This window comes from Enterobacter sp. HG048 (genome assembly GCF_024702055.1).
Taxonomy (GTDB): Bacteria; Pseudomonadota; Gammaproteobacteria; order Enterobacterales; family Enterobacteriaceae; genus Enterobacter; species Enterobacter dykesii.
In genome coordinates this window covers 1-25,986 of sequence record NZ_JANLIZ010000013.1, presented here as the reverse complement: position 1 = coordinate 25,986, position 25,986 = coordinate 1, and the positions used below count along the sequence as shown (strand labels likewise).

General features: G+C 54.6%; 24 protein-coding genes. 7 read left to right on the top strand and 17 right to left on the bottom strand.

All coding sequences use genetic code 11. The features are described from left to right. Positions 1–28: 28 nt before the first annotated feature. The 5 genes from amtB to NUX24_RS15275 form a co-directional block, all read right to left on the bottom strand. Positions 29–1,318 carry an ammonium transporter AmtB gene (gene amtB, locus NUX24_RS15295; RefSeq protein ID WP_023310584.1) on the bottom strand — a complete coding sequence of 430 codons (1,290 nt, stop codon included), beginning with the start codon at positions 1,316–1,318 and terminating at the stop codon, positions 29–31. A 35-nt stretch (positions 1,319–1,353) separates the two neighbouring features. After that, positions 1,354–1,692 carry a P-II family nitrogen regulator gene (glnK, locus tag NUX24_RS15290; protein ID WP_008503304.1) on the bottom strand — a complete coding sequence of 113 codons (339 nt, stop codon included), beginning with the start codon at positions 1,690–1,692 and terminating at the stop codon, positions 1,354–1,356. 220 nt (positions 1,693–1,912) lie between these two features. After that, positions 1,913–3,694 carry a SmdB family multidrug efflux ABC transporter permease/ATP-binding protein gene (locus NUX24_RS15285; protein ID WP_182071806.1) on the bottom strand — a complete coding sequence of 594 codons (1,782 nt, stop codon included), beginning with the start codon at positions 3,692–3,694 and terminating at the stop codon, positions 1,913–1,915. After that, a complete protein-coding gene (locus NUX24_RS15280; RefSeq protein WP_257832593.1) occupies positions 3,687–5,459 on the bottom strand; it encodes a SmdA family multidrug ABC transporter permease/ATP-binding protein in 1,773 nt (590 codons plus the stop codon). The genes NUX24_RS15285 and NUX24_RS15280 overlap by 8 nt, the downstream gene beginning before the upstream one ends. A gap of 30 nt (positions 5,460–5,489) precedes the next feature. Further along, a complete protein-coding gene (locus NUX24_RS15275) occupies positions 5,490–5,948 on the bottom strand; it encodes an Lrp/AsnC family transcriptional regulator (protein WP_023310581.1) in 459 nt (152 codons plus the stop codon). Positions 5,949–6,060: 112 nt separating this feature from the next. On the opposite strand from NUX24_RS15275, the gene NUX24_RS15270 reads away from it, so the two are divergent. After that, on the top strand, positions 6,061–7,110 hold the full coding sequence (locus NUX24_RS15270; protein ID WP_257832591.1) for a PLP-dependent cysteine synthase family protein: 1,050 nt from the start codon (positions 6,061–6,063) through the stop codon (positions 7,108–7,110). A gap of 40 nt (positions 7,111–7,150) precedes the next feature. Here NUX24_RS15270 and cof read toward each other — a convergent pair whose 3' ends face one another. Continuing rightward, the gene (gene cof, locus NUX24_RS15265; protein WP_257832589.1) at positions 7,151–7,969 is read right to left on the bottom strand and encodes an HMP-PP phosphatase; all 819 of its coding nucleotides are present in this window, start codon (positions 7,967–7,969) and stop codon (positions 7,151–7,153) included. A gap of 101 nt (positions 7,970–8,070) precedes the next feature. On the opposite strand from cof, the gene NUX24_RS15260 reads away from it, so the two are divergent. Together NUX24_RS15260 and queC are read left to right on the top strand one after the other, a co-directional pair. Further along, positions 8,071–9,771 (top strand): SgrR family transcriptional regulator, encoded by a 1,701-nt coding sequence (locus NUX24_RS15260; RefSeq protein WP_257832587.1) that lies wholly within the window; start codon positions 8,071–8,073, stop codon positions 9,769–9,771. Positions 9,772–9,837: 66 nt separating this feature from the next. Continuing rightward, positions 9,838–10,533 (top strand): 7-cyano-7-deazaguanine synthase QueC, encoded by a 696-nt coding sequence (queC, locus tag NUX24_RS15255; protein ID WP_023310577.1) that lies wholly within the window; start codon positions 9,838–9,840, stop codon positions 10,531–10,533. Between the two features lie 2 nt (positions 10,534–10,535). Here queC and NUX24_RS15250 read toward each other — a convergent pair whose 3' ends face one another. The 11 genes from NUX24_RS15250 to bolA form a co-directional block, all read right to left on the bottom strand. Beyond that, entirely contained in the window at positions 10,536–10,805 is a 270-nt protein-coding gene (locus tag NUX24_RS15250) for an addiction module antidote protein (RefSeq protein WP_308280947.1), read from the bottom strand. 46 nt (positions 10,806–10,851) lie between these two features. Beyond that, positions 10,852–11,205, bottom strand: a complete 354-nt coding sequence (locus tag NUX24_RS15245; protein WP_257832582.1) for a type II toxin-antitoxin system RelE/ParE family toxin — start codon at positions 11,203–11,205, stop codon at positions 10,852–10,854. A gap of 48 nt (positions 11,206–11,253) precedes the next feature. Continuing rightward, a complete protein-coding gene (locus NUX24_RS15240) occupies positions 11,254–11,652 on the bottom strand; it encodes a YbgC/FadM family acyl-CoA thioesterase (protein ID WP_023310574.1) in 399 nt (132 codons plus the stop codon). Positions 11,653–11,751: 99 nt separating this feature from the next. Beyond that, positions 11,752–12,132: a helix-hairpin-helix domain-containing protein gene (locus tag NUX24_RS15235; protein ID WP_063439852.1), complete on the bottom strand. Its 381-nt coding sequence runs from the start codon at positions 12,130–12,132 to the stop codon at positions 11,752–11,754. Positions 12,133–12,280: 148 nt separating this feature from the next. After that, a complete protein-coding gene (gene ppiD / locus NUX24_RS15230; RefSeq protein WP_047650433.1) occupies positions 12,281–14,152 on the bottom strand; it encodes a peptidylprolyl isomerase in 1,872 nt (623 codons plus the stop codon). Positions 14,153–14,364: 212 nt separating this feature from the next. Beyond that, positions 14,365–14,637: a nucleoid-associated protein HU-beta gene (gene hupB / locus NUX24_RS15225; RefSeq protein ID WP_002444653.1), complete on the bottom strand. Its 273-nt coding sequence runs from the start codon at positions 14,635–14,637 to the stop codon at positions 14,365–14,367. Between the two features lie 210 nt (positions 14,638–14,847). Next, positions 14,848–17,202 carry an endopeptidase La gene (lon, locus tag NUX24_RS15220; protein ID WP_047650432.1) on the bottom strand — a complete coding sequence of 785 codons (2,355 nt, stop codon included), beginning with the start codon at positions 17,200–17,202 and terminating at the stop codon, positions 14,848–14,850. Positions 17,203–17,384: 182 nt separating this feature from the next. Then, positions 17,385–18,659, bottom strand: coding sequence for an ATP-dependent protease ATP-binding subunit ClpX (gene clpX / locus NUX24_RS15215; RefSeq protein ID WP_023310570.1), 1,275 nt, complete (start codon positions 18,657–18,659; stop codon positions 17,385–17,387). 126 nt (positions 18,660–18,785) lie between these two features. Then, positions 18,786–19,409, bottom strand: coding sequence for an ATP-dependent Clp endopeptidase proteolytic subunit ClpP (gene clpP, locus NUX24_RS15210; protein ID WP_010428105.1), 624 nt, complete (start codon positions 19,407–19,409; stop codon positions 18,786–18,788). A 261-nt stretch (positions 19,410–19,670) separates the two neighbouring features. Then, positions 19,671–20,969: a trigger factor gene (gene tig, locus NUX24_RS15205; RefSeq protein WP_023310569.1), complete on the bottom strand. Its 1,299-nt coding sequence runs from the start codon at positions 20,967–20,969 to the stop codon at positions 19,671–19,673. Positions 20,970–21,299: 330 nt separating this feature from the next. After that, positions 21,300–21,617 (bottom strand): transcriptional regulator BolA, encoded by a 318-nt coding sequence (gene bolA / locus NUX24_RS15200; RefSeq protein ID WP_021241655.1) that lies wholly within the window; start codon positions 21,615–21,617, stop codon positions 21,300–21,302. Between the two features lie 305 nt (positions 21,618–21,922). Here bolA and NUX24_RS15195 point away from each other — a divergent pair, with 305 nt between their 5' ends. The 4 genes from NUX24_RS15195 to NUX24_RS15180 all read left to right on the top strand — a co-directional run. Continuing rightward, positions 21,923–22,501: a lipoprotein gene (locus tag NUX24_RS15195; protein ID WP_023310568.1), complete on the top strand. Its 579-nt coding sequence runs from the start codon at positions 21,923–21,925 to the stop codon at positions 22,499–22,501. A gap of 46 nt (positions 22,502–22,547) precedes the next feature. Continuing rightward, positions 22,548–24,023: a muropeptide MFS transporter AmpG gene (gene ampG / locus NUX24_RS15190; protein WP_047650431.1), complete on the top strand. Its 1,476-nt coding sequence runs from the start codon at positions 22,548–22,550 to the stop codon at positions 24,021–24,023. 478 nt (positions 24,024–24,501) lie between these two features. Then, on the top strand, positions 24,502–25,449 hold the full coding sequence (cyoA, locus tag NUX24_RS15185; protein ID WP_014882770.1) for a cytochrome o ubiquinol oxidase subunit II: 948 nt from the start codon (positions 24,502–24,504) through the stop codon (positions 25,447–25,449). 16 nt (positions 25,450–25,465) lie between these two features. Next, the coding region (locus NUX24_RS15180; RefSeq protein WP_257832573.1) for a cbb3-type cytochrome c oxidase subunit I at positions 25,466–25,986 on the top strand (521 nt) is incomplete at its 3' end.

The following is a 25,986-nucleotide window of genomic DNA, read 5'->3' as shown; positions in this document are numbered from 1 at the left end:
GCAACCGAAGTTGCCGTTTTGCTGTTTATTATGCGTTATACGCATTCTCGCCGTGGCTGTTGACGTCCAGACCTTCGCGCTCCTGCTCTTCCGGTACGCGCAGACCCACCGTCATATCCGCCAGCTTATAGCCAATGAAAGCGACTACGGCAGACCAGACAACGGTGATAGCAATACTTTCCAGCTGCACCAGCACCTGATGAACCATGGTCACGCCTTCTGCGTAGCCCACGCCACCGAGCGATTTCGCGGCAAAGATACCGGTCATGATACAACCCACGATGCCGCACACGCCGTGCACGCCAAACACATCGCATGGGTCGTCAACGCGCAGCACACGTTTCAATGCGGTCACGCCCCACAGACCCGCCAGACCGGAAACCAGACCGACCAGCAGCGCGCCACCCACGCCGACATAACCACACGCTGGCGTAATGCCAACCAGGCCGGCAATGGCACCCGAACAGGCACCCAGCAGTGACGGTTTACCGCGTACCGCCCACTCGCCAAACACCCAGGAGAGGATTGCACCCGCAGTTGCCACAACGGTGTTCACGAAGGCCAGCGCGGCGATTTCGTTTGCTGCACTTGCCGAGCCGGCGTTGAAGCCAAACCAGCCAAAGTAGAGGATAGCCGTACCGGTAAATACCATCGGCAGGTTGTGCGGTTTGAACGCTTCTTTACCGAAGCCCACGCGTTTGCCAATCAGGTAGGCGCCCACCAGGCCCGCTACCGCGGCGTTGATGTGAACAACGGTACCGCCCGCGAAGTCCAGCGCGCCGTGCGTTGCCAGCAGACCGCCACCCCAGACCATGTGCGCAATCGGCACATAGGAGAGCGTCATCCAGACCACCACGAAGATCAGCACGGCAGAGAAACGGATACGCTCGGCGAGCGCGCCCACAATCAGCCCGACGGTAATACAGGCGAAGGAGCCCTGGAACGCAACGTGGATGTACTGATAGAAACTGCCCATCAGCGCGGTCAGCTCAATATTTTTCAGCATCACCCAGTCGAAGTTACCAAAGAACGCGTTGCCCGTACCGAACGCCAGCGAGTAACCGTAAACCACCCACAGCACGCAGACCAGTGCGAACGTCACGGCAACCTGCGTCAGCATGGAGAGAACGTTTTTGCCACGGATCAGGCCGCCGTAGAACAGCGCAATGCCCGGAATTGACATGAACAGCACCAGCGCGGTGCTGATCATCATAAAGGCGTTATCGGCTTTGTCGACCACCGCTGGGGTAGCAGCCAGCGCCAGGCCCGGCAGCAGCGCCAGCGAACCCAGACCCGTTTTGAGTGTTGCTATCTTCATTTTCTCGATCCCTATCACTGTGTGCCAGGAGTTACTTACAGAGCCGCTTCGTCAGATTCGCCGGTACGGATGCGAATGACGCGCTGCAGTTCGGCAACGAAAATTTTGCCGTCGCCAATTTTGCCGGTATAGGCCGCTTTGCTAATGACATCAATGACTTCATCAAGCTGATCGTCAGCAATCGCGACATCAATTTTTACTTTTGGCAGAAAGTTAACGCTGTATTCCGCCCCGCGATAAAGCTCGGCATGACCCTTCTGACGACCAAAGCCTTTCACTTCGGTGACAGTCAGTCCCTGAATACCCATTGAAGACAACGCTTCACGCACGTCTTCGAGTTTGAATGGTTTGATTACAACCGTAACCAGCTTCATAGATCCCCTCCAGTCAGAATTCGGTAATGGCCGCAGCTTACGCAGAAGGTATTGCAAGGGGTGTGCCAGAAATGAAAACGAGGGGGAACGGCGGCGCACAGAGCATTACGCAGCCGTAATAAACAAACAAGCGAAAAAAAACGCACCATGCCGGTGCACGGTGCGTTTCAGTTTTGCACCAACAGGAATGACTGTTAGCGCGTCGCCTCATTTTGGTGCATCAGGCGCTAAGCGACTCTTCATCACGCACGCTGGCCGCCAGCTCTTCGCCCGCCAGCTGCAGCTGGTACATCTGCCAGTAGCGACCTTTTGCTTCCAGCAGTTCACGGTGCGTACCGCGTTCAACGGCCTGTCCGCGGTGTAGCACCAGAATGGTATCGGCATCAACGATGGTGGAAAGACGGTGGGCAATCACTACCAGCGTCGTATGGTCGCGTACCGCGGCCAGCGCCTGCTGGATGGCCTGCTCGGTACCGGAGTCAATACTGGCCGTAGCTTCATCCAGAATCAGAATCTGCGGCGTTTCAATCAGCACCCGCGCCAGCGCCAGGAGCTGCTTTTGCCCGACGGAGAGATTGTTCCCCTGCTCGCCCAGTTTGGTATTGATCCCATCGCTAAACCCGCGCGCCAGCTCTGCCAGCTGCACTTTTTCCAGCACGTCCCAGACCTGCTCCTGCGAGTAGTCTCGCCCCAGGGTCACGTTGGCGTAGAAGGTATCGGCAAGCACGACCGGATCCTGCTGCACCATCGCGACGCCTTTACGCAACACGGTGTGGCTGAGAGACGCGAGCGGGCGCCCGTCGAGGCGGATTTCGCCGTGCGTGACCGGGTAATAGCCCATCAACAGGCTGGCAAGCGTGCTCTTACCGCTGCCGGTATGCCCCACCAGCGCCACGAAACCGCGCGACGGAACGTCAAGCGTGATGTCCTGCAGCACAAGCCGGTCTTCGCGATAGGCAAACGAGACGTTATCAAAGGCGATAGTCCCGCTTTGCAGAGGCCGCTCGTCATTGCCGTAGGCCTGGCGCGGCCTGTCCATCAGCTCAAAGACGCGCTCCCCGGCGACCACCGCCTGCTGCAGCATCGATTGCTGAGTAGTAAGCTCGATCAGCGGCTCGTTAAGGCGCCCGAGATAGCTGATAAAGGCGTACAGCACGCCCACTTCAATCGTACCGTTTGAGCTCAGCCCAAAGAGCATCAGCAGCCCGCAAAGCACCAGCGCCGAGAAAAGGCTCAGCAGCGGACGCAGCAGGAAACCATCAAGCCGCAGCGTCTGCATACGCGCCATGTAGTGCGAACGGCTGGCTTCACCCATGCGTTCGCCAAAGCGCGCCTGCTGGCGGAACTGCTGGATGACGCTCATGCCGTTGATCACTTCATTGAAGCCATCGTTGATGTCGGCCAGATAAGCGCGGACCCGACGCACGATTGGCGTGCTGTAGCGCTGGTAAATGACCATGACAATCAGCACCGCCGGGAAGATGGTGATTGCCACCAGCGCCATGCGCCAGTCGAGGCTGAACATCGCCACCAGCATCGCGCCAATCAGCGCCGCGCTGCGTAACACCGTCGCGACCACGGTAACGTACAGATCGCGGATCACCTCGGTATCGTTGGTCACGCGCGAAATCACCTGCCCGACCGGCTGGATATCAAACTCGCTGAGCGGCTGGCGAAGCGCTGCGTCCATCACATCCGTACGCAGCTGCTGAACGACGCCCACGGCTGCGCGGTTAAACAGCAGAGACTGAGCATAGTGCAGCCCAGCCGCCGCCAGCTGCAGGCCAACGTAGGCCACGCCTAAGCCCGCCACCAGCCCCAGCGGAAGGTAGCTTTTGGCGACCATGTTGTCGATAAAATAGCTGATGAGCAGCGGACCGCTCACTTCAGCAATCGCCGCTATCCAGAGTAGAAGCACGGCCACGGAGAGCGGTTTACGCCACGGCGAGCCGTAGGCCAGCAGACGTTTGAGCGTCGGCCACATCGTTCCGATCTTACGCATTGGCGGCCTCCTCATCCTGCTCCGGCGCATCGTCCAGCGCCGCCTCAAGCTGTTGATAGCGGTACATATCGCGATACCAGCCCGGCTGCTCGGCAAGCATTTCATGCTGCCCGCGCTGGGCAATGTGCCCGTGCTGTAAGACCACAATTTCACTGGCTTCGGTGAGCGCCGACAAACGGTGGGCGCTGATAATCACCGTGCGTCCGTCGCCCCACTGGCGCAGGTTATGCAGGATCTGATGCTCGGTACGGCCGTCCACGGCGGAAAGCGCATCATCCAGGATCAGAATTTCAGCATTCAGCAGCAGCGCGCGGGCAATGGAGATGCGCTGTTTTTGTCCCCCGGACAGCATGACGCCACGTTCCCCGACTTCCGTTTCGTACCCCTGCGGCAGACGCAAAATATCATCATGTACGCTGGCCAGACGCGCCACATGTTCAATCTCGTCCTGCGTCGCTCCGGGGCGTCCCAGGGCAATGTTGTTCGCCACGGTGTCCGAAAATAAAAACGGCGTCTGGCTGACGACCGCCAGGCGACCGCGCCACTCATCCAGCAGCAGTCTGGTCAGGGGAATATCGTGGAAGCGGATATCGCCCTCGGTGACGTCAAAGTGCCGCTGAAGCAGAGAGAGCACCGTACTTTTGCCGGATCCCGTCGGGCCGCAGATGCCCAGCATTTGCCCTGGCTGCAGGGTAAAGCTGACGTTCTCCAGCACCGGATGCTCCGTATGCGGATAGACAAACTTGCGGACGTCGACGGTCATGACGCCGCGTCCTTCCGGTACGGCCTCGCTACCGTCGATGACCACCGGCGCTTCGGCCAGCATGGCGCGAATGCGGCTGTAGGCAGCGCTGCCGCGCTCCACGATGTTAAACATCCAGGCCAGCGCCAGCATCGGCCAGATCATCAGCCCCAGATACATCGCAAAGCTGGTCAATTGCCCCAGGGTAAGCGTGCCCTGCACCACCATCCAGCTTCCGCCACCAATGGCCAGCATATTTGCCATGCCGATTGCGATATAAATCGTCGGATCAAATCGCGCATCAATGCGCGCGACGCGCATGTTTTTCGCCCCGGTGTCTGCCGCATCGGCGGCAAACAGCGTAGACTGCCGGTCTTCCAGGCCAAACGCTTTGATCATGCGGATGCTGGTCATGCTCTCCTGGGTGCGATCGTTCAGAGATGAAAACGCCGCCTGCGCCAGCTTGAAGCGCTCGTGCAGCTGTTCGCCATAGCGATTGATCGCCAGCGCCATGATCGGCATCGGCAGCAGGGCGAGCAGGGTCAGCTGCCAGCTGATCTGCGTGGACATCACGATCAGCACCGCACAGCCCATCACCAGCGAGTCCACCAGCGTCAGCACCCCTTCCCCGGCGGCAAAGACCACGCGATCGACGTCGTTTGTCGCGCGGGCGATGAGATCCCCGGTGCGATGACGCAGATAAAATTCGGGATGCTGTCGGCTCAGCTGGCGGTAAAAATCTTCACGCAGCTCAACGGCCAGCTGATAGGACGCACCAAACAGCAGCACGCGCCAGACGTAGCGCAGCAGATAAACAATGACCGCCGTCAGCACCAGCGTGCCGACCCACATCAACACCCGTGCGGTGGTGTAATGCTGTTCGGTGACGCCATCCACGACGTACCCCACCACTTTCGGCGGGATCAGCTGCAGGATGGCAATAATAATAAGCAGGGCGACTGCACCGAGATAGCGTTGCCACTCCCGACGAAAGTACCAGCTTAATTGGGCAAATAATCGCACGCGGTTTGTTCCTGAAGGTATTTTACGAAGTTATTCAATGGGTAATGCTGTGGTGTATTTAATCTGTTCCATGGCGAAGCTTGAGGTGACGTCCGACAAACCCGGTACGCTGTTCACCAGCCGCTTGTAGAAATCATCATAGCGCTTCATGTCGGCCACCTGGACGCGCATCAGGTAATCATACTCTCCGGCCATACGCCAGAAACCGAGCACCTCGGGCATCTCTGACACCTGAGTAACGAAGCGGCAATACCACTCGCTGCTGTGATGCTGGGTTTTTATCAGCACAAATGCCGTCAACCCAAGCCCCAGCTTTTCAGGATCTAACAACGCGACGCGCCCCAGAAGAATGCCGTCATCTTCCAGCTTCTTAAGGCGCTTCCAGCACGGAGTGGTGGTCAGATTAACGGCATCTGCCAGCGCCTGCAAAGAGAGGGTACAGTCATTTTGCAGCAATGAAAGGAGCTTGCGGTCAATTTTATCTAGCATACCCACCTCACAGAGAAAATTTTTCTCTCTTCATTCTATTTTAAAGGCCAGATAGCAACAATTTTTTCTGTGCTTTTCGCTATCCTAGGCACAAAATGACAAACGGATAACGATGATGAATAGCACCTGGGTTAAACATGCGATCAGCGAAATCAATGCCGACTATCAGCGCTCGGCGGATACGCACCTGATTCGCCTTTCCCTGCCGGGATTTGACGGCATTCAGCTCTATCTGAAAGATGAAAGCACCCATCCCACCGGTAGCCTGAAGCATCGCCTGGCGCGCTCGCTGTTTTTATACGGTTTATGTAACGGCTGGATTAAAGAAGGCACCACTATTATTGAATCTTCATCCGGTTCAACGGCGGTGTCCGAAGCCTATTTCGCCCGCCTGCTGGGCCTGCCGTTTATCGCGGTGATGCCGTCCTGCACCGCAAAACGCAAAATCGAACAGATCGAATTTTACGGCGGACGCTGCCACTTTGTGGAAAGCGCCTGCGAAATCTACGCCGCCTCCGAAATGCTGGCCCGCGAGCTGAACGGCCACTATATGGACCAGTTCACCTTCGCCGAGCGCGCGACGGACTGGCGCGGCAATAACAACATTGCCGACAGTATTTTCCGCCAGATGACCCACGAACCGCATCCGGTTCCGTCGTATATTGTGATGAGCGCCGGTACCGGCGGCACGTCAGCCACGATTGGACGCTACATTCGCTGTCAGGGCTACGATACCCAGCTGATGGTGGTTGACCCGCAGAACTCCGTGTTCCTCGAGTACTGGCAAAATCGCGATGCCGCTCTGCGCAGCCCGGTGGGCAGTAAAATTGAAGGAATTGGCCGCCCGCGCGTGGAGCCCTCTTTTATCCCCGACGTTGTGAATGAGATGATGCGCGTGCCGGATGCCGCAAGCGTGGCAACGGCGCACTGGCTGGAAACGCAGCTGGGCCGCAAAGTGGGCGCATCAACGGGCACAAATATGTGGGGCGCACTGCAGCTTGCCGCCCGTATGCGCGAAGAGGGGCGCACCGGTTCCATCGTCACGCTGCTGTGCGACAGCGGCGAGCGCTACCTTGAAACTTACTATAACGCGGAGTGGGTGCAGGCCAACATCGGCGATATCGCCCCGTGGAAAGCACAGATTGCAGACCTGGTGAAATAAAAAAAGCCAGACCGAAGTCTGGCTTGCTGGAAGGGTCTCACTATTCGGGGGAATACGGGAGATTGTTGTTGTCCAGCCAATGCGTCAAAAAATGGGACACTGCTTCATTGCGGCAGTGGCCAATAACCGGCAGATAAGGAAGTTCTGCTTTCAGCTGCGCCATCGCATTCCCCATGATCAGACCGCGACCTACGCTACCCAGCATTTCGCGGTCGTTCATGGCGTCACCAAACGCCATACATTCCTGCAGCGTTAAGCCCAGGTGGTCGCTCAGCACCGCCAGAGCGGATCCTTTGTTACAGCCCACCGGCAGCACTTCCAGACAGTCCACCGCCGAGAAGGTCAGGTGCGCCCGGTCGCCCAGCGCCTCATTCAGTTGAATCCTTAAGCGGCACAGATCGTCATGATCGCCGCAGAAGCAGATCTTGGTTACCACATGGGCGGGGATCCGTCGAAGATCGATAAGCTGATATTTGAAACCGCTGTATACATGCGCGTGCAGCAGTTCAGGGATTTCACGTCCGGTAAACCAGCCCCGATCGTTAAAGACGTGGATACTGGCCTGCGTGTCCCAGGTGCTGTGCAGCACGATATCCGCGACTTCCGGGTTGAGATCCTGCCGGTGCAGCACATCCCCTTCTACGGAGTGAATTCGCGTCCCGTTGCCGGTGATGAGAAAGGCGTCGAGGGAAAACGCGCCCAGCAAATGGCGCATCTCCAGCACATGGCGGCCAGTGGCAAACGTCAGGGTGACATCACGCTCGCGCAGGCGCTTCAGCGTGTTCAGGGTTTTTTCCCCTAAACGGTGATCCGGCATTAACAGCGTACCGTCCATATCAAATGCAGCGAGCCGAGCCATGATTACTCCCGAAATGTGATGCGGTTAACTTGTGCAACAGTATCGTGTGAGATATACGGAAGTAATAGTGAATAGATGAAAATTATTGTTCCGGGTTTCTTATGCGCCAGCTCAATCGACTCAACCAGTATCACCGCCTCTGGCAGCCTTCCCTGGGTGCAACGCAACAGGTCACCATCAGCGAGCTGGCCGCCCGCTGTTTTTGTAGCGAGCGGCATGTCCGAACGTTGCTGCGCCAGGCCCAGGAGGCGGGCTGGCTCAGCTGGCGCGCGCAGTCTGGCCGCGGTAAGCGCGGTGAGCTAACGTTCCATGTCGCCCCGGAGTCGCTGCGCAATACGATGATGGAAGAGGCGCTGAAAAGCGGGCAGCAGCATAACGCGCTGGAACTGGCCCAGCTTGACCCTGAAGCGCTGCGGTCGTTACTGCATCCTTTTTTGGGCGGGCAGTGGCAAAACGACACGCCGACGCTGCGCATCCCCTACTATCGCTCCCTGGAGCCGCTTCAGCCGGGATTTTTACCGGGCCGGGCAGAGCAGCATCTGGCGGGACAGGTCTTCTCAGGCCTGACGCGTTTTAACGGTAACAGCAGTGAACCCGCGGGCGATCTGGCGCATCACTGGGATGTCTCTGATGACGGCCTGCGCTGGCATTTCTACATTCGCTCCACCCTGCACTGGCATAACGGCGATAAAATAGAAACGGCGCAACTCCAGCGAAGTCTAACAGCACTGTTGACGCTTCCCGCCCTGCGCACTCTGTTTCAGAGCGTCTTATGTATTGAAACAACGCATCCACAGTGTCTGACGTTTACGCTGCATCAACCTGACTACTGGCTGCCGCACAGGCTGGCAACCTACTGTAGCCGTCTGGCGCATCCCGACCATCCTGCGGTTGGCAGTGGCCCGTTTCGGCTGGCTGCCTTTGAGTCCGACCTGGTTCGTCTGGAAAGCCATGAGGAGTATCACCTGAGCCATCCGTTGCTCAAAGCCATCGAATATTGGATCACCCCCCAGCTTTTTGATTACAGGCTGGGTACCAGCTGTCGCCACCCGGTGCAAATCGCGATCGGCGAGGCTGACGAGCTGGAAAGTCTGCGGCTGGTAAGCAGCAGCACCAGCCTGGGGTTCTGTTACCTCACGCTAAAACAGAGTGCGCGCCTGAGTGAGATCCAGGCAAAACGGCTTATCAATATCATTCATCTCTCCAGGCTTCTCCACACACTTCCGCTAAACGAAGGGCTTATCACGCCCACCCAGGAACTGCTTCCCGGGTGGACCATCCCCGAATGGCCTGATTTATCGGACGTCACCCTCCCTGAAGCGTTGACGCTGGTTTATCATCTCCCTGTTGAGCTTCACACCATGGCCAGCCAGTTGAAGGCATACCTGGCGCTACAGGGGTGCGAACTGACCGTCATCTTTCACGACGCCAAGACGTGGGACGGGTGCCTGGAGCTTGCCGATGCAGACATCATGATGGGGGACAGGCTGATTGGCGAAGCGCCGGAATATACGCTTGAACAGTGGCTGCGCTGCGATGCCCTCTGGCCGCACGTTCTTAGCGCTCCGGCTTACGCTCATCTGCAAGCGACGCTGGATGCGGTACAGACTCAGGCCCAGGCTCGGGATAGACACGCGGGACTGCAAGCCATCTTTAACCGGCTAATGGAGAGTGCGGTGCTGACGCCACTCTTTAATTATCAATACCAAATCAGTGCTCCGCCTGGCGTGAATGGTATACGTCTCAACACCCGCGGCTGGTTTGACTTCACCGAAGCCTGGCTGCCCGCGCCCAAATCGTGAAGAAGCTGGTCGCCGTCGTGGTCAGACGGTAACATAACGTTTTTACCGTAACAGTCGAGATGATTTATGAAACGTGCCGTCGTCGTGTTCAGCGGAGGACAAGACTCAACTACCTGCCTGGTCCAGGCCCTTCATCAGTACGATGAAGTTCACTGTGTCACTTTCGATTATGGTCAGCGTCATCGCGCTGAAATCGACGTTGCTCGTGAATTAGCCCTGAAACTGGGCGCACGCGCGCACAAGGTGCTGGACGTTACGCTGTTAAATGAACTGGCCGTGAGCAGCCTCACCCGCGACAGTATTCCTGTACCAGACTACGAACCCGATGCCAGCGGCATTCCAAATACCTTCGTGCCGGGCCGTAATATCCTCTTCCTGACCCTGACGGCGATCTACGCCTACCAGGTAAAAGCCGAAGCGGTGATCACGGGCGTGTGCGAGACCGACTTCTCCGGCTACCCGGACTGTCGTGATGAGTTCGTGAAAGCGTTAAACCATGCCGTTAATCTGGGTATGGCGAAAGAGACGCGCTTTGAAACTCCGCTCATGTGGCTGGATAAAGCCGAAACCTGGGCGCTGGCGGACTACTGGGGCAAGCTGGACCTGGTTCGCAGCGAAACGCTCACCTGCTATAACGGTATCAAAGGCGACGGTTGCGGCCAGTGTGCGGCCTGTAATCTGCGCGCTAACGGGCTAAACCACTATCTTGCCGATAAATCCGGCGTGATGGCCGCGATGCAGAAAAAAACCGGACTTAAATAGGGCTACTTAACCGTGCTGTCGAACAGTTTCACACCGGCAGCACGGGTGACTTTCATCAGCGTTGTCAGCGTTGGGTTGCCGTTGTCTGATAGGGTTCGGTATAGCTGCTGACGGGACAGACCTGCTTTGGCAGAAATTTCTCCAATACCGCCTCGCGCTTCAATGACCTGACGGAGTGCAATGAGATAGGCGGGGATCCCCTGATCTTCATAGATCTCTTCCAGGGCTGTTTGCAGATAACGCTGAGCGTCGGAAGGATTCTCTCGCAGCATTTTCACAACAGCATCATGGTGGCTAACGGAGCTAGAATATTTTCGTTCAGCGGCGCTCATTGGAATGTCCTTTTGTTTGATGATCTTTCCAGTAATCTATTGCCAGTTTGATATCTGCTTTTTGGCTCTTTTTGTCACCACCGATCGGTAACAATAAAACCTGCCGATTCTCTACTGAAAAATAGATCCTGTAGCCGGGGCCACTGTCGACTCGCATCTCCCAAACTCCTTCCCTGAGATACCTGTAATCGCCAAAATTACGTTTTATCGCACGGTTAATCCGCATAAGGATCCGGAAAACCATATCCGGATCCTTTCGATTCATTCTGGCAACCCACTCCTCAAACGGTACTTTCCCGTCACGGGTCCGGTAGCGTTCAACAACGTAGTCCCTGTCCATTATTCTATCCCTGAAAAATCCTTTTGTCTTTTATAAAAGACAAACTTTCTATGCGATCATCAACTCCAGCTTTTCCCGCAACTCCCCTTCCAGCGGCAGCGCTTTCTGCGTTTTCAGATCGATACAGACAAAGGTGATCAGCGCATCAGCCACCATCTGCCCTTCTGGATCGAGCGTCACCACCTGGCTTAAGACCCCACTTTTGCCATTGATCTGTTGCACCTGGCTGGTGACCGTGAGCACATCACCCAGCACGGCCGGACGGCGGTAGTTGATGTTGATATTGACGACCACAAACGCGATGTTGTGCGCGGTCAGCCACTGAAAGCTTTCGCTATTTTCCAGCCCGTCCCAGCGCGCTTCTTCAAGAAACTCAAGATAGCGAGCATTGTTCACATGCTGATAAACGTCGAGATGAAAACCGCGTACTTTGATTTTTGTCTGCATAGCGCAATAGCCTTTACTGTTATTGTAGGAAGAGAGGTCATAACTGGTATGACCTCTTTATCCTGGCAAAATTTTGCCGCAGTGCAAGAAATTGCGTAATTACAACGTCAGGTGTGAGAGGTTGCGCTCAACCAGCGCGCTGCCCATGCCCGGCACCTGCTTGAGATCGTCGACCGTTTTGAAAGGACCATACTCTTCGCGGTAACTAACGATGGCCTGCGCTTTTTTCAGGCCCACGCCATTCATCGCGCGGGCGAGATCTTCCGCTGAGGCCGAATTGATACTGACCCGCGTACCGTCATCATCCGCATTTTTACCGGCGTCTGTCGCTTTGGTTTGCCCTTGCGCCGGCGCTGCCGCGTCGGACTTGCTCTGCGTAGCTTGTGTTTTGGCGGCGGGGGCCGACGCCATCGCACCCGCGCTCATCCCGGTGGTGGCAATAGCCAGCGTAATTAACAGTGCTTTGATTCCACATTTCATGCTGTTATCTCCTTGTTTGTTGACAGCCAGATCACGATAGCCGCCAGTTAAAACCGGCACAAACAGCAGATTGCAGAAATGGAAAAGGCCGCGAAAGCGGCCTTTAGTTTTTGCAGTGCGTTACGAAAATCTGCGAGCAGACACGTAATTACTGCTGCTGAGTCATGACATCACCCAGCTTGATTTTGGCTTCTTTACGCAGGTTACTCATCATGGCTTCGAAGGCAATCTGGGCATTGTTCTGGGTAATTCCCTGAACCATCGCTTTCTTCTGCGCTTCTGGCAGGGTGCCGGCTTTTACTTCATCCAGCGCCAGCAGAACGACGTTACCCTGAGCATCGGTGGTAGTGCCGAAGCTTGGCTTGTCCTTCGCAGGCAGCGTCAGACCAAACGCGGCCTGGCTGATTGGGTCCTGGCCGGTACGGCTCAGCGTTTTCGCTTCACCGAAGCTCAGGCCAGCCGCTTTCAGCGCGTCTTCTTTACCCGCTTTCAGATCGGACAGAATCTTCTCAGCATCCAGTTTCGCCTGCTGTTCCGCTTTGTTGTGCTTAACCTGAGCGACAACCTGATCCTTCACTTCCGCCAGCGGTTTGACCGCTTCTGGCTTGTGTTCGCTGACGCGCAGCACAAACGCACGATCGCCGTCGACGGTAATGATGTCAGAGTTACTGCCCGGCGTGCCGTTCTCGCCCACCAGACCACCGTTGAAGATGGCATCGGAAACTGGTTTGAAGTTCAGCTCTTCCGGCAGGTTGTCGCGACCAAACCAGCCCGTCTCAACCGCCTTCACGCCGGCCGCCTGCTCTGCACCTGCCAGAGATTCGTTGTCGTTGCTGGCGGCATCGCTCACCTTCTGCTGCAGCGCGTAGTAGGCATCCAGCGCTTTTTCCTGTTTCACTTTCGCCGCGATATCATCGCGAACGTCAGCCAGCGGCTTGGTTTTCGCCGCGGTGATGTCGTCCAGGCGAACGACCAGGAAACCAACGGAAGACTTAATAACACCAGAAAGCTGGCCTTTCTCTTTCAGACCGGCATTTTTCAGCTCGTCAGGCGTGGTCGCATCTTCCAGCCAGCCCATATCACCGCCGTTTTTCGCCGAGATAATGTCGGTGGATTTCGCTTTCGCAACGGTCGCGAAATCAGCGCCTTTGTTCAGCTCATCCAGCGCCGCTTTAGCATCGGCCTCGGTTTTCGTCTGAATCACGCTGTAGCGGTTACGCTGCGGCTGAGTGAACTGATCCTGATGCTGATCGTAGTAAGACTGGATTTCAGCATCAGAAGCGGTTTCCTGCAGCGCGGCCGCATCCAGCTTGATGTAGCTCACGCGGAACTGCTCTGGAGAAACAAAGGAATTCTTGTTCTGCTCGTAGTAAGCGTTAACGTCAGCATCGCTTACCTGCTGTTTCGCCGCCAGGGCGTTCACATCAATGGTCGCTTCGCGAACAACACGCTGCTGCGCCACCAGCGCGGCCAGTTCATCCGTTTCACCTTTGAGCATGAAATCGGTGCCCACGACGGCATTGATGAGCTGCTGGGTGGTCAGCTGGTTACGCAGCGCCTGAGCGTACTGATCGGCCGTCATCCCCATCTGATTGACGATGCTGTTGTAACGCGCGTTGTCGAATTTACCGTTAGACTGGAAGGCTTGCGTGGAGAAGATGGCTTTTTTCACCTGCTCATCGCTGATGCCAAGGCCCAGTTTTTTGGCATACTGATCGAGCAGCGCTTCGTCGATAAGACGGTTCAGTGTCTGTTGGCGCAGGGTCTTCATGTACCCTTCGTTTGCCGCCAGTTCAGAGAATTGGTCGCCCAGCTGTTGCTGCATACGGTTACGTTCACCGGCAAAAGCATTCTCGAACTGACCACGGCTGATTTCCTGGCCATTCACTTTTGCGGCGTAGTTTGCGCCACCGCCAATAAGGTAACTGCTCACGCCGGTCAATATGAACGACACGATAATGATACCGAAAATAATCTTGAGCACGAGACTGTTAGCAGCCGTGCGTAAGCTGTCCATCATGGTGTAACAACACTCCGCTGTAGGTGACTGGTTACCTGACGCTGACGGAAAATCCTGCCCGTCGCGCGTGAAGGCGTATTGTGACAAGAAAACGGGGCGATTGTCAGCCCACAACTCGCATAAACTCGCACAAATCAGGTCTGGACAAACAAAAAAGGCACATCAAATGATGCGCCCTTGTACTTTCCGGCTTCCCTGAAACGGGAAAGCAATCAGTTTACTGCGTCTTTCAGCGCTTTACCTGCACGGAAACCCGGCACTTTAGCAGCAGCAATGGTGATCTCTTTACCGGTCTGAGGGTTGCGGCCAGTACGGGCAGCACGCTCTTTAACAGCAAAAGTACCGAAACCTACCAGTGCAACGTCGTCCCCAGCCTGCAGAGATTCAGTAACAGAAGCAATTAAGGCATCTAACGCACGTCCAGCTGCAGCTTTAGAAATATCAGCACCCGCAGCAATTTTGTCAATCAGTTGAGATTTATTCACTGTTCTCTTCCTCTCTTTATAATTTATATCGCGCCTGAATCCTTCACAACGCGACCGCGCAGCAGTTATATCAGGCCTGCCATGACCTTACAACACCCGTTGTTGATGACGGACCTAATCAGCAATCTAAATTAGCTATACAAAAAAAGGCTGGCAAGTGCGAAATGACTTACCAGCCTTGTTTTTATTGACGCTCTTTGCGCGAGGTCACTATTTTGCGGTTACAACCTGCATTCCGGAGGGTTCATTCTGCAGTGCGAGACTGAGAACTTCCTCAATTCGCTTCACAGGATGGATCTGCAGGTCGGCAATCACATTGTCCGGAATCTCTTCCAGATCGCGTTTGTTTTCGTAAGGGATCAATACGGTTTTGATCCCACCGCGGTGTGCCGCCAGCAGTTTTTCTTTTAAACCCCCAATCGGCAGAACCTGACCACGCAGCGTAATTTCACCGGTCATTGCCACATCGGCACGCACCGGGTTACCTGTCAGGCAGGAAACCAGAGCGGTACACATGGCAATACCAGCGCTTGGACCATCTTTCGGCGTCGCCCCTTCCGGAACGTGCACATGGATGTCGCGTTTTTCGTAGAAATCAGAGTTGATACCCAGTTTCTCCGCGCGCGCGCGCACCACGGTCAGCGCCGCCTGGATGGATTCCTGCATCACTTCTCCCAGCGAGCCGGTGTAGGTCAGCTTGCCTTTGCCCGGCACACAGGCGGTTTCGATGGTCAGCAGATCGCCGCCCACTTCCGTCCATGCGAGGCCGGTCACCTGACCAACGCGGTTTTCGTTGTCCGCACGACCGTAGTCGAAGCGCTGGACGCCGAGATAGGCATGCAGATTGTCGCCGTTAATCACAATGTGTTTCAGGCTCTTATCCAGCAGCAGCTGTTTCACCGCTTTACGACACAGTTTAGAGATTTCACGCTCAAGGCTACGCACGCCCGCTTCACGGGTGTAGTAGCGGATGATGCCAATAATCGCGCTGTCCTCGACGGTCAGCTCGTTGGCTTTCAGCGCGTTACGCTCAATCTGTTTCGGCAGCAGATGCTGCTTAGCGATGTTCAGCTTCTCATCTTCGGTATAACCGGAGAGACGGATCACTTCCATACGGTCCAGCAGCGGGGCCGGAATGTTCATGGAGTTGGAGGTCGCCACGAACATCACATCGCTCAGGTCGTAGTCCACTTCCAGGTAGTGATCGCTGAACGCCACGTTCTGTTCTGGATCAAGCACTTCCAGCAGCGCAGACGCAGGGTCACCACGCATGTCCGACGACATCTTGTCGATCTCATCGAGCAGGAACAGCGGGTTTTTAACCCCCACTTTCGCCATCTTCTGGATCAGTTTACCCGGCATAGAACCGATGTAGGTACGGCGGTGACCGCGGATTTCCGCTTCATCGCGTACGCCACCCAGCGCCATACGGATATACTTACGTCCAGTCGCTTTGGCGATGGACTGGCCCAGAGAGGTTTTACCTACCCCCGGCGGTCCGACCAGGCACAGAATTGGGCCCTTGATTTTGTTTACACGGCTTTGTACCGCGAGGTACTCAAGAATGCGGTCTTTCACGCGTTCCAGGCCGTAGTGATCGGTATCCAGGATTTCCTGCGCCTGACGCAGGTCTTTTTTGACCTTGCTGCGGGCGTTCCACGGAACCTGCACCATCCACTCAATGTAGCCGCGAACAACGGTCGCTTCAGCCGACATTGGAGACATCATTTTAAGCTTCTGCAGTTCTGCTTCGGCCTTCTCTTTCGCCTCTTTCGGCATCTTCGCCGCGTCGATCTTACGCTTTAGCGCTTCGTTTTCGTCCGGCGCGTCGTCCATCTCGCCCAGTTCTTTCTGAATGGCCTTCATTTGCTCATTCAGATAGTACTCACGCTGAGATTTCTCCATCTGCTTTTTGACGCGGTTGCGAATGCGCTTCTCAACCTGCAGCAGATCGATTTCAGACTCCATCATCGCCATCAGGTATTCCAGACGTTCGTTAACGTCGGACATTTCCAGCACGGACTGTTTGTCAGCCAGCTTCAGCGGCATATGTGCAGCGATGGTGTCCGCCAGACGCGCAGGATCGTCGATGCTGTTCAGCGACGTCAGCACTTCTGGTGGAATTTTCTTGTTCAGCTTGATATAGCCTTCAAACTGGCTAATCGCGGTGCGCACCAGCACTTCCTGCTCGCGCTCATCAAGCTCAGGCGAATCAAGGTACTCTGCCTTTGCAGAGAAGTGTTCGCCGTCGTCTGACAGAGTGGTAATACGCGCACGCTGCAGGCCTTCTACCAGCACCTTCACGGTGCCGTCAGGCAGCTTCAGCATCTGCAAAATAGAGGCCACGGTCCCGACGGTGAAAAGATCGTTTACACCCGGCTCATCCGTTGATGCTTCTTTCTGCGCCACCAGCATGATTTTTTTATCATGATCCATGGCGGCTTCGAGGCAACGGATAGATTTTTCCCGCCCTACAAATAAGGGTATGACCATGTGCGGATAAACCACCACATCGCGCAACGGCAATACGGGGATTTCAATGCGTTCAGAACGCTCAGGATTCATAGAGCTCTCTCTTAGTTAGTGTCCGCCAGGTAAGCTGGTCATGTCACTGTGCTTCACATAACCATTAACATGTATCCAGTATATGGGGATGTTTCCCACACATTCAACGCTATGAATACGGAAAAAGTAAAGGGGAGATAAAATCCCCCCTTTTTGATTAACTGCTTGTATGATTTGGTTAATTATTCGCCAGATGCCTGCTGCGCTTCCGGTTTGCCGTAAATCAGCAGCGGCTTGGTTTGACCGCTAATGACGGACTCGTCAATCACCACTTTCTCAACGTCTTCCATTGATGGGAGATCGTACATGGTGTCGAGCAGTGCCGCTTCAACAATTGAACGAAGACCACGGGCACCGGTTTTACGGACCATCGCTTTCTTGGCAATCGCATCCAGCGCTTCGTCGCGGAATTCCAGATCAACGCCTTCCAGATTGAACAGCGCCTGATACTGCTTGGTCAGCGCATTTTTCGGCTCTTTCAGGATCTGGATCAGCGCGTCTTCGCTCAGTTCATTCAGCGTTGCGACAACCGGCAGACGGCCGATGAATTCAGGGATCAGACCGAATTTGATCAGATCTTCCGGTTCAACCTGAGAAAGCAGTTCGCCTTCGTTTGGTTTTTCGGACGTCGATTTCACCGTTGCGCCAAAACCAATTCCGGAGCCGGTTTCAACACGGTGGGAGATGACTTTGTCCAGACCAGCAAACGCACCGCCACAGATGAACAGGATCTTGGAGGTATCAACCTGCAGGAACTCCTGCTGCGGATGTTTACGACCACCCTGCGGCGGAACGGCGGCAACCGTACCTTCAATCAGCTTCAGCAGCGCCTGCTGTACGCCTTCACCCGATACGTCACGGGTAATGGACGGGTTGTCTGATTTACGGGAGATCTTGTCGATCTCATCGATGTAAACAATCCCGCGCTGGGCTTTCTGTACGTCGTAATCGCACTTCTGCAGCAGTTTCTGGATGATGTTTTCGACGTCCTCACCCACATAACCGGCCTCGGTCAGGGTGGTGGCATCCGCCATCGTGAACGGAACATCAAGCAGACGCGCCAGGGTTTCAGCCAGCAGCGTTTTACCGGAACCGGTTGGGCCGATCAGCAGAATGTTACTTTTACCCAGTTCTACGCCATTGCTGGTGTCACCGTTACGCAGACGTTTGTAGTGGTTATAGACCGCTACCGCCAGCACTTTTTTGGCCTGCTCCTGTCCGATGACATAGTCGTCAAGGTGATGACGAATTTCATGCGGCGTTGGCAGCGCGCTGCGCTCACGGTGCGGTGCGACTTCTTTAATCTCTTCGCGAATGATGTCGTTACATAAATCGACACATTCGTCGCAGATATACACGGACGGCCCGGCAATCAGTTTACGCACTTCATGCTGGCTTTTGCCGCAAAAAGAGCAGTACAGCAGTTTGCCCGAACCATCTTTGCGTTTATCTGTCATGAGTCCAAACCTCTTTTTAAGTTCTTTGTGCCGCACATGACGACGCAAATGCCATTCTAAGACGCAAGCTGCAATCAGCAGCGTGCCGCCCTACCTTAGTATAGCGGCACACTCGCGTCGCGGGCATCAATTACGATGGGTCAACACGGAGTCGACTAAGCCGTACTCAACTGCCTCTGGAGCAGAGAGGAAGCGATCGCGCTCGGTATCGCGCTCGATCTGCTCGAGTGGTTGACCCGTATGCTGCGCCATAAGTTCATTCATGCGCGCTTTTACTTTCAGAATTTCGCGGGCGTGGATTTCGATATCCGTCGCCTGCCCCTGGTAACCGCCCAGCGGCTGGTGAATCATCACGCGGGAATTTGGCAAGCAGAAACGCTTACCTTTCGCCCCTGCTGTTAACAGGAACGCACCCATAGATGCAGCCTGACCCATACAGATAGTGCTTACATCAGGCTTGATGAATTGCATGGTGTCATAAATGGACATACCTGCTGTAATCACGCCCCCCGGGGAGTTAATGTACAGGTAAATGTCTTTTTCCGGGTTTTCCGCTTCCAGAAACAGCATCTGCGCCACGATCAGGTTAGCCATGTGGTCTTCCACCTGGCCGGTCAGAAAGATAACGCGTTCCTTGAGCAGACGGGAATAGATATCAAAAGAACGCTCACCACGTGAGGTCTGTTCAATAACCATTGGCACCAGAGCCATATGGGGTGCAAAGTTATCTCGTTCGCCACTGTATGACATTTCCGTCTCCTGGATCAAAATTGAAAACACCTGCTGTACTGATTGTAACCTTACGGACGGATTATCAGCCAGTCTCATTCATCATGATTACGTACTTATGGGGTTCACAGTGCCCTATTTCAAGCATAACAACCTTTTGTTGTTACGCTAACACCGAAAGGGCGTTTTAGCACTCTTCCTGGGCTATCGCTGCGATAAAAAAAACCCGCTGCCGCAAGGCAACGGGTTTTCTGTTCAAACTTTAAACCGATGGGGGCGAAATTACGCCTGCTGGTTCATCAGCTCGTTGAAAGAGGTCGCTTTTTCGGTCACTTTCGCTTTCGCCAGTACCGCTTCAACAGCCTGCTCTTCCAGGGCAACGTTGCGCATGTTGTCCATCAGCTCTTTGTTCTTACCGTAGAACTCGATAACTTCTGATGGATCTTCATATGCAGAAGCCATCTCTTCGATCAGGCCCTTCACACGCTCTTCGTCAGCTTTCAGCTCGTGGGTACGAATCACTTCGCCCAGCAGCAGGCCAACAACAACGCGGCGTTTCGCTTGCTCTTCGAACAGCTCGCGTGGCAGTTCCATCGCTTGCTGCTGGTTGCCACCGAAACGCTGTGCAGCCTGACGGCGCAGAACGTCGATTTCGCTGTCGATCAGGGCAGCTGGAACGTCGATTTCGTTGGCTTTCACCAGACCTTCGATCGCCTGAGATTTCACACGGTTACGCACCGCGCCGTTCAGTTCACGTTCCATGTTCTTACGCACTTCGGTACGCAGACCCGCTACGGAACCATCTTCCACGCCGAAACGCTTGATGAATTCTTCAGTCAGTTCTGGCAGTTCGCGCTCTTCAACTTTCTTCAGGTTGATAGCGAACTTCGCTGCTTTCCCTTTCAGGTTTTCAGCGTGGTATTCTTCCGGGAAGGTCACGTCGATGGTGAACTCTTCGCCAGCCTTGTGGCCTTTGATACCGTCTTCAAAGCCTGGGATCATACGACCCTGGCCCATCGCCAGTACGAAGTCAGACGCTTTACCGCCTTCGAACTCTTCGCCGTCTACAGAACCGGTGAAGTCGATGGTGACACGGTCTTCAGCGTCAACAGCGCCTTCTTTCTCTTTCCAGTTCGCCTGCTGCTTGCGCAGGGTATCCAGCATGCCGTCAACGTCTTCGTCAGTCACGGAAACAACTGGTTTTTCAACTTCGATAGATTCCAGACCTTTCAGCTCAACTTCCGGGTACACTTCGAACTCTACGGAGTAGGTGAAGTCTTCGCCCAGTTTGTATTCGCCTGGAACATAGTTCGGCGCGCCGGCTGGATTGATTTTTTCTTTGATGATCGCATCGATAAAGTTGCGGCTCATCAGTTCACCCAGCACATCCTGACGCACGGAAGCGCCATAACGCTGAGCAACAACATTCATTGGTACTTTGCCCTTGCGGAAGCCGTCAATACGTACTTTTTTTGCTACGTTGACCAGCTCGCTTTTCACAGCAGTTTCGATGCTGTCAGCAGCGATAGTAATCGTTACACGGCGGCCAAGGCCTTGAGTGGTTTCAACTGAAACTTGCATCTTGTTACCTCAAAAAAATCACAGTGCTCGGTCAACTCTGAATCTGTCTGTTATACCGGGATGCTCTCTTAGTGCAGATTCACATTCCCTGTCGCCAGAATCATCCCGAAGACATTCAATAAGACGCGGCATTATAGCGGCATCACTTAGGTGAGTCGAGAACGGTTGGGGCATGTTGCTGCGGCTTTTTTCACACTTTAAGGCTATTTTTAGCCTTAAAATCGCACCATCCGCTCAAAACTCAAACAAAACAAAACGGCCCGGAGGCCGTTTTGAGGAAATCTGTAAGCAACATACTGGAAAAGCTCCAGCCGTTGCAAATCCGATTTATCAGGCGATAGTGCCTGCTCCGCGACAGGGCGGTGATGCAAAAACCGTATCCTGCAGGCCTTCCCATTCCTTAATGGTGTAGGTATGCAGTGCCAGCGCATGCACGGTCGTGGAGAGTTCTTCCGTCAAGGTGCTGTAGATCAAGCGGTGTCGATTCAGGAAACGTTCTCCCGTGAAGCGATCGCTAACCAGAACCACTTTAAAGTGGCTTTCAGAACCTGCCGGCACGTTATGACGATAGCTTTCGTCGACGACTTCGAGGAACACAGGGTTGAACGCTGCCCTTAATTTATCTTCTATATGCTCACGTATCATCATGAAATTACTCCTCCGACAACGCCAGGATGTCACCCATCCCTTTAAATGTTAGCCGCTTTTACCGTTTCCATTACACCTTGACAACAAATATTTAGCTTTCGTCTGATTTTCTCATTCAAACGAATGAAGTTCACTGTGAGACTCATACGTTTTGTCATACACGGATTGGGAAAAACGGTGAACTGGTCAGTTTTCGGACAAGGCGATGAATTTACATGCGTTGACCACTTCCCCTCGCCGTTGGCGATGTTATGATGGCGGCAATTTTTCTCTTTATATGCTTACGATTCGTTGAGAACCCGAAAATGTTAAAAAAACTCTTCTTTCCGTTGGTAGCCCTTTTTATGCTGGCAGGCTGTGCTACCCCGCCTACCACTATTGATGTCTCACCAAAAATCACCCTGCCTCAGCAGGACCCAAGCCTGATGGGCGTCACCGTGAGCATTAACGGTGCCGATCAGCGTCAGGATCAGGCGCTGGCAAAAGTGACCCGCGATAACCAGCAGGTTACCCTCACCGCCTCCCGCGACCTGCGCTTCCTGCTCCAGGAAGTGCTGGAGAAACAGATGACCGCTCGCGGCTACATGATTGGCCCAAGCGGCGCGGTCGATCTGCAGATCATCGTGAACAACCTGTACGCTGACGTGTCTCAGGGCAACGTGCGCTACAACATCGCGACCAAAGCGGATATCGCCATCATTGCCACCGCGAAGAATGGCAACAAGATGACCAAAAACTACCGCGCCAGCTACTCTGTTGAAGGTGCCTTCCAGGCTTCTAACCAGAACATTGCTAACGCCGTGAACAGCGTGCTGACCGACACCATCGCCGATATGGCGCAGGACACCAGCATTCACGACTTCATCAAGCAGAACGCGCGTTAATCCCGCTCTCTGACCCGGTGTATCACCGGGTCAGTTTTATAAGAACATGTCCAGCCATTACTTACGCATTTTCCAGCAACCGAAATCAGCGATTCTGCTGATCCTCGGCTTCGCCTCGGGTTTACCCCTCGCGCTCACTTCCGGCACGCTTCAGGCGTGGATGACGGTTGAGAACATCGATCTTAAAACCATTGGTTTCTTCTCGCTTGTCGGCCAGGCCTATGTCTTTAAGTTCCTGTGGTCTCCGGTCATGGATCGCTACACGCCGCCTTTCCTCGGGCGTCGACGCGGCTGGTTAGTAATGACGCAGATCCTGCTGCTGCTGGCCATCGCGGCGATGGGATTTCTTGAACCCACCACCCAGCTTCGATGGATGGCGGCGCTTGCGGTGGTGATTGCCTTCTGTTCCGCCTCTCAGGATATCGTGTTCGACGCCTGGAAGACGGACGTGCTACCTGCAGAAGAGCGCGGCGCCGGCGCGGCAATCAGCGTGCTGGGCTATCGCCTCGGGATGCTGGTCTCCGGCGGGCTGGCGCTGTGGCTGGCAGATCGTTACCTCGGCTGGCAGGGCATGTACTGGCTGATGGCCGCCCTGCTGATCCCCTGCATTATCGCGACGCTGTTCGCGCCCGAACCGAGTGACATCATCCCGGTTCCCCGCTCGCTGGAGCAGGCCGTCGCCGAACCGCTCCGAGACTTCTTTGGCCGCAACAACGCCTGGCTGATCCTGCTGCTTATCGTTCTTTATAAGCTGGGCGACGCATTTGCCATGAGCCTCACCACCACCTTCCTGATCAGGGGTGTCGGTTTTGATGCCGGTGAAGTGGGTGTGGTGAATAAAACGCTGGGGCTGTTTGCGACCATTGTCGGCGCGCTTTATGGCGGCGTGCTGATGCAGCGCCTGACGCTGTTCCGCGCGCTGCTGATTTTCGGCATCCTTCAGGGCGCCTCTAACGCAGGCTACTGGCTGCTGTCGATTACCGACAAACATACGATCAGCATGGCCGCGGCGGTGTTCTTCGAAAACCTCTGTGGCGGCATGGGCACCGCGGCGTTTGTCGCCCTGCTGATGACCCTGTGCAACAAGTCGTTTTCCGCTACCCAGTTCGCGCTGCTCTCGGCGCTCTCCGCCGTTGGCCGCGTGTACGTTGGCCCGATTGCCGGCTGGTTCGTCGAAGCCCACGGCTGGCCAACATTTTATCTCTTCTCGGTCGTGGCTGCCGTGCCGGGAATTTTATTGCTGCTGGTCTGCCGTCAGACGCTGGAATATACCCAGCGGACAGAACATTTTATGCCGCGCACCGAATATCGCCGCGCCTACCGTTTTGCGCTACGTCTGTTAATGGCGGGCTGCACTGCTCTGGCGCTCTGGCTTGTGGTACTTATTATCAATGCCAGCACCTCTCTGGTACTCCCTTTCGAAGCCCTTCTGCTGGACGCAGGCGCCCTGCTGGCTATCGCCGGGATCCTGACCGGAGGTCTGCTTGATTTCATGGCGTTGCGTAAAATCCAGCTGACCTGAAGAAAAAAGCGAAAGGTTATTTCCCGTTGTAATCACTAACCGCAATTATAACGGCGAAATAGCCACCAACCGCTAAAAAAAATATTTGTTGTTTTGTGCGGGATAGGATTTGGAAATTATTGGCACCAGTTCCAAAACGCTATTTTTCATTAAACGATTCAGCACCCGAGAGTTTGATTTTTCGTTTTTAAGATGTCTTTTTATTGATAATTAATTGTTAATTTTTTGTTTATTTTCAACAATGGTTATACCAATTGCCCCTTTTAAGGTATGCTTGGGGGTCCTTTCGTTATAAAGCCCATGACATGCGGCTTCGGTCATAAAAAGCGACATAATTTGCAACACTTGTGACACGTGCGGCAGAACCCGGTAACACCTTCCTGACACAGGCCTAATGATGTTTACAGTAATGTAACCTTCCCGTAAAATGCCCGCACACTTTAAACGCCACCAGACTCCGTGGAATTGAGGTCGTTAAATGAGACTCGGGAAATACAATAAAAGTTTGGGATGGTTGTCATTATTCGCGGGCACTGTATTACTCAGTGGCTGCGATTCTGCACTACTAGACCCCAAAGGACAGATTGGACTGGAACAACGTTCACTGATATTGACGGCTTTTGGCCTGATGTTGATTGTGGTTATTCCTGCCATTTTGATGGCTGTTGGTTTCGCCTGGAAGTATCGTGCGAGCAATAAAGATGCGAAGTATAGCCCTAACTGGTCACACTCCAATAAAGTGGAAGCTGTGGTCTGGACGGTACCTATTCTGATCATCCTGTTCCTTGCCGTACTGACCTGGAAAACCACTCACGCACTTGAGCCAAGCAAACCGCTGGTTCACGATGAGAAACCTATTACCATTGAAGTGGTCTCCATGGACTGGAAATGGTTCTTCATCTATCCAGAGCAGGGTATTGCTACCGTGAATGAAATCGCCTTCCCGGCGAACACTCCGGTTCAGTTCAAAGTGACCTCCAACTCCGTAATGAACTCCTTCTTCATCCCACGTCTGGGTAGCCAGATTTACGCGATGGCCGGTATGCAGACCAACCTGCATCTGATCGCGAATGAAGCAGGCACCTATGATGGTATCTCCGCCAGCTATAGCGGCCCGGGCTTCTCAGGTATGAAGTTCAAAGCTATTGCGACGCCAGACCGTGCCGCTTTCGACCAGTGGGTTGAAAAAGCGAAGCAGTCTCCAAACACCATGTCTGACATGGCGGCGTTCGAAAAAGTGGCTGCACCAAGCGAATACAACAAGGTGGAGTACTTCTCTAATGTGAAACCAGATTTGTTCAAAGACGTTATTGGCAAATTTATGGATCACGGCAAGAGCATGGACATGACCCAGCCTGAAGGCGAGCACAGCGCGCACGAAGGTATGGAAGGCATGGACATGAGCCACGCGGAAACCGCTCACTAAGGGGCCGAGGAAGAAAATGTTCGGAAAATTGACACTGGATGCAGTGCCCTACCATGAACCGATTATCGTGGTTACGGTGGCTGCAATTATCATTGGTGGCGCGGCCTTACTGGCCCTGATCACTTACTTCGGTAAGTGGAGCTACCTGTGGAACGAGTGGCTGACTTCGGTTGACCACAAAAAACTCGGTATCATGTACTGCATCGTCGGTATCGTCATGTTAATTCGTGGCTTTGCGGATGCGATCATGATGCGTAGCCAGCAGGCACTCGCTTCTGCGGGTGAAGCCGGCTTCCTGCCACCGCACCACTACGATCAGATCTTTACCGCCCACGGCGTTATCATGATCTTCTTCGTGGCGATGCCGCTGGTTATCGGTCTGATGAACGTTGTCGTTCCGCTGCAAATCGGCGCGCGCGACGTGGCGTTCCCGTTCCTGAACAACCTGAGCTTCTGGTTCACGGTTGTCGGCGTTATCCTGGTTAACCTGTCACTGGGTGTGGGCGAATTCGCGCAGACCGGCTGGCTGGCCTACCC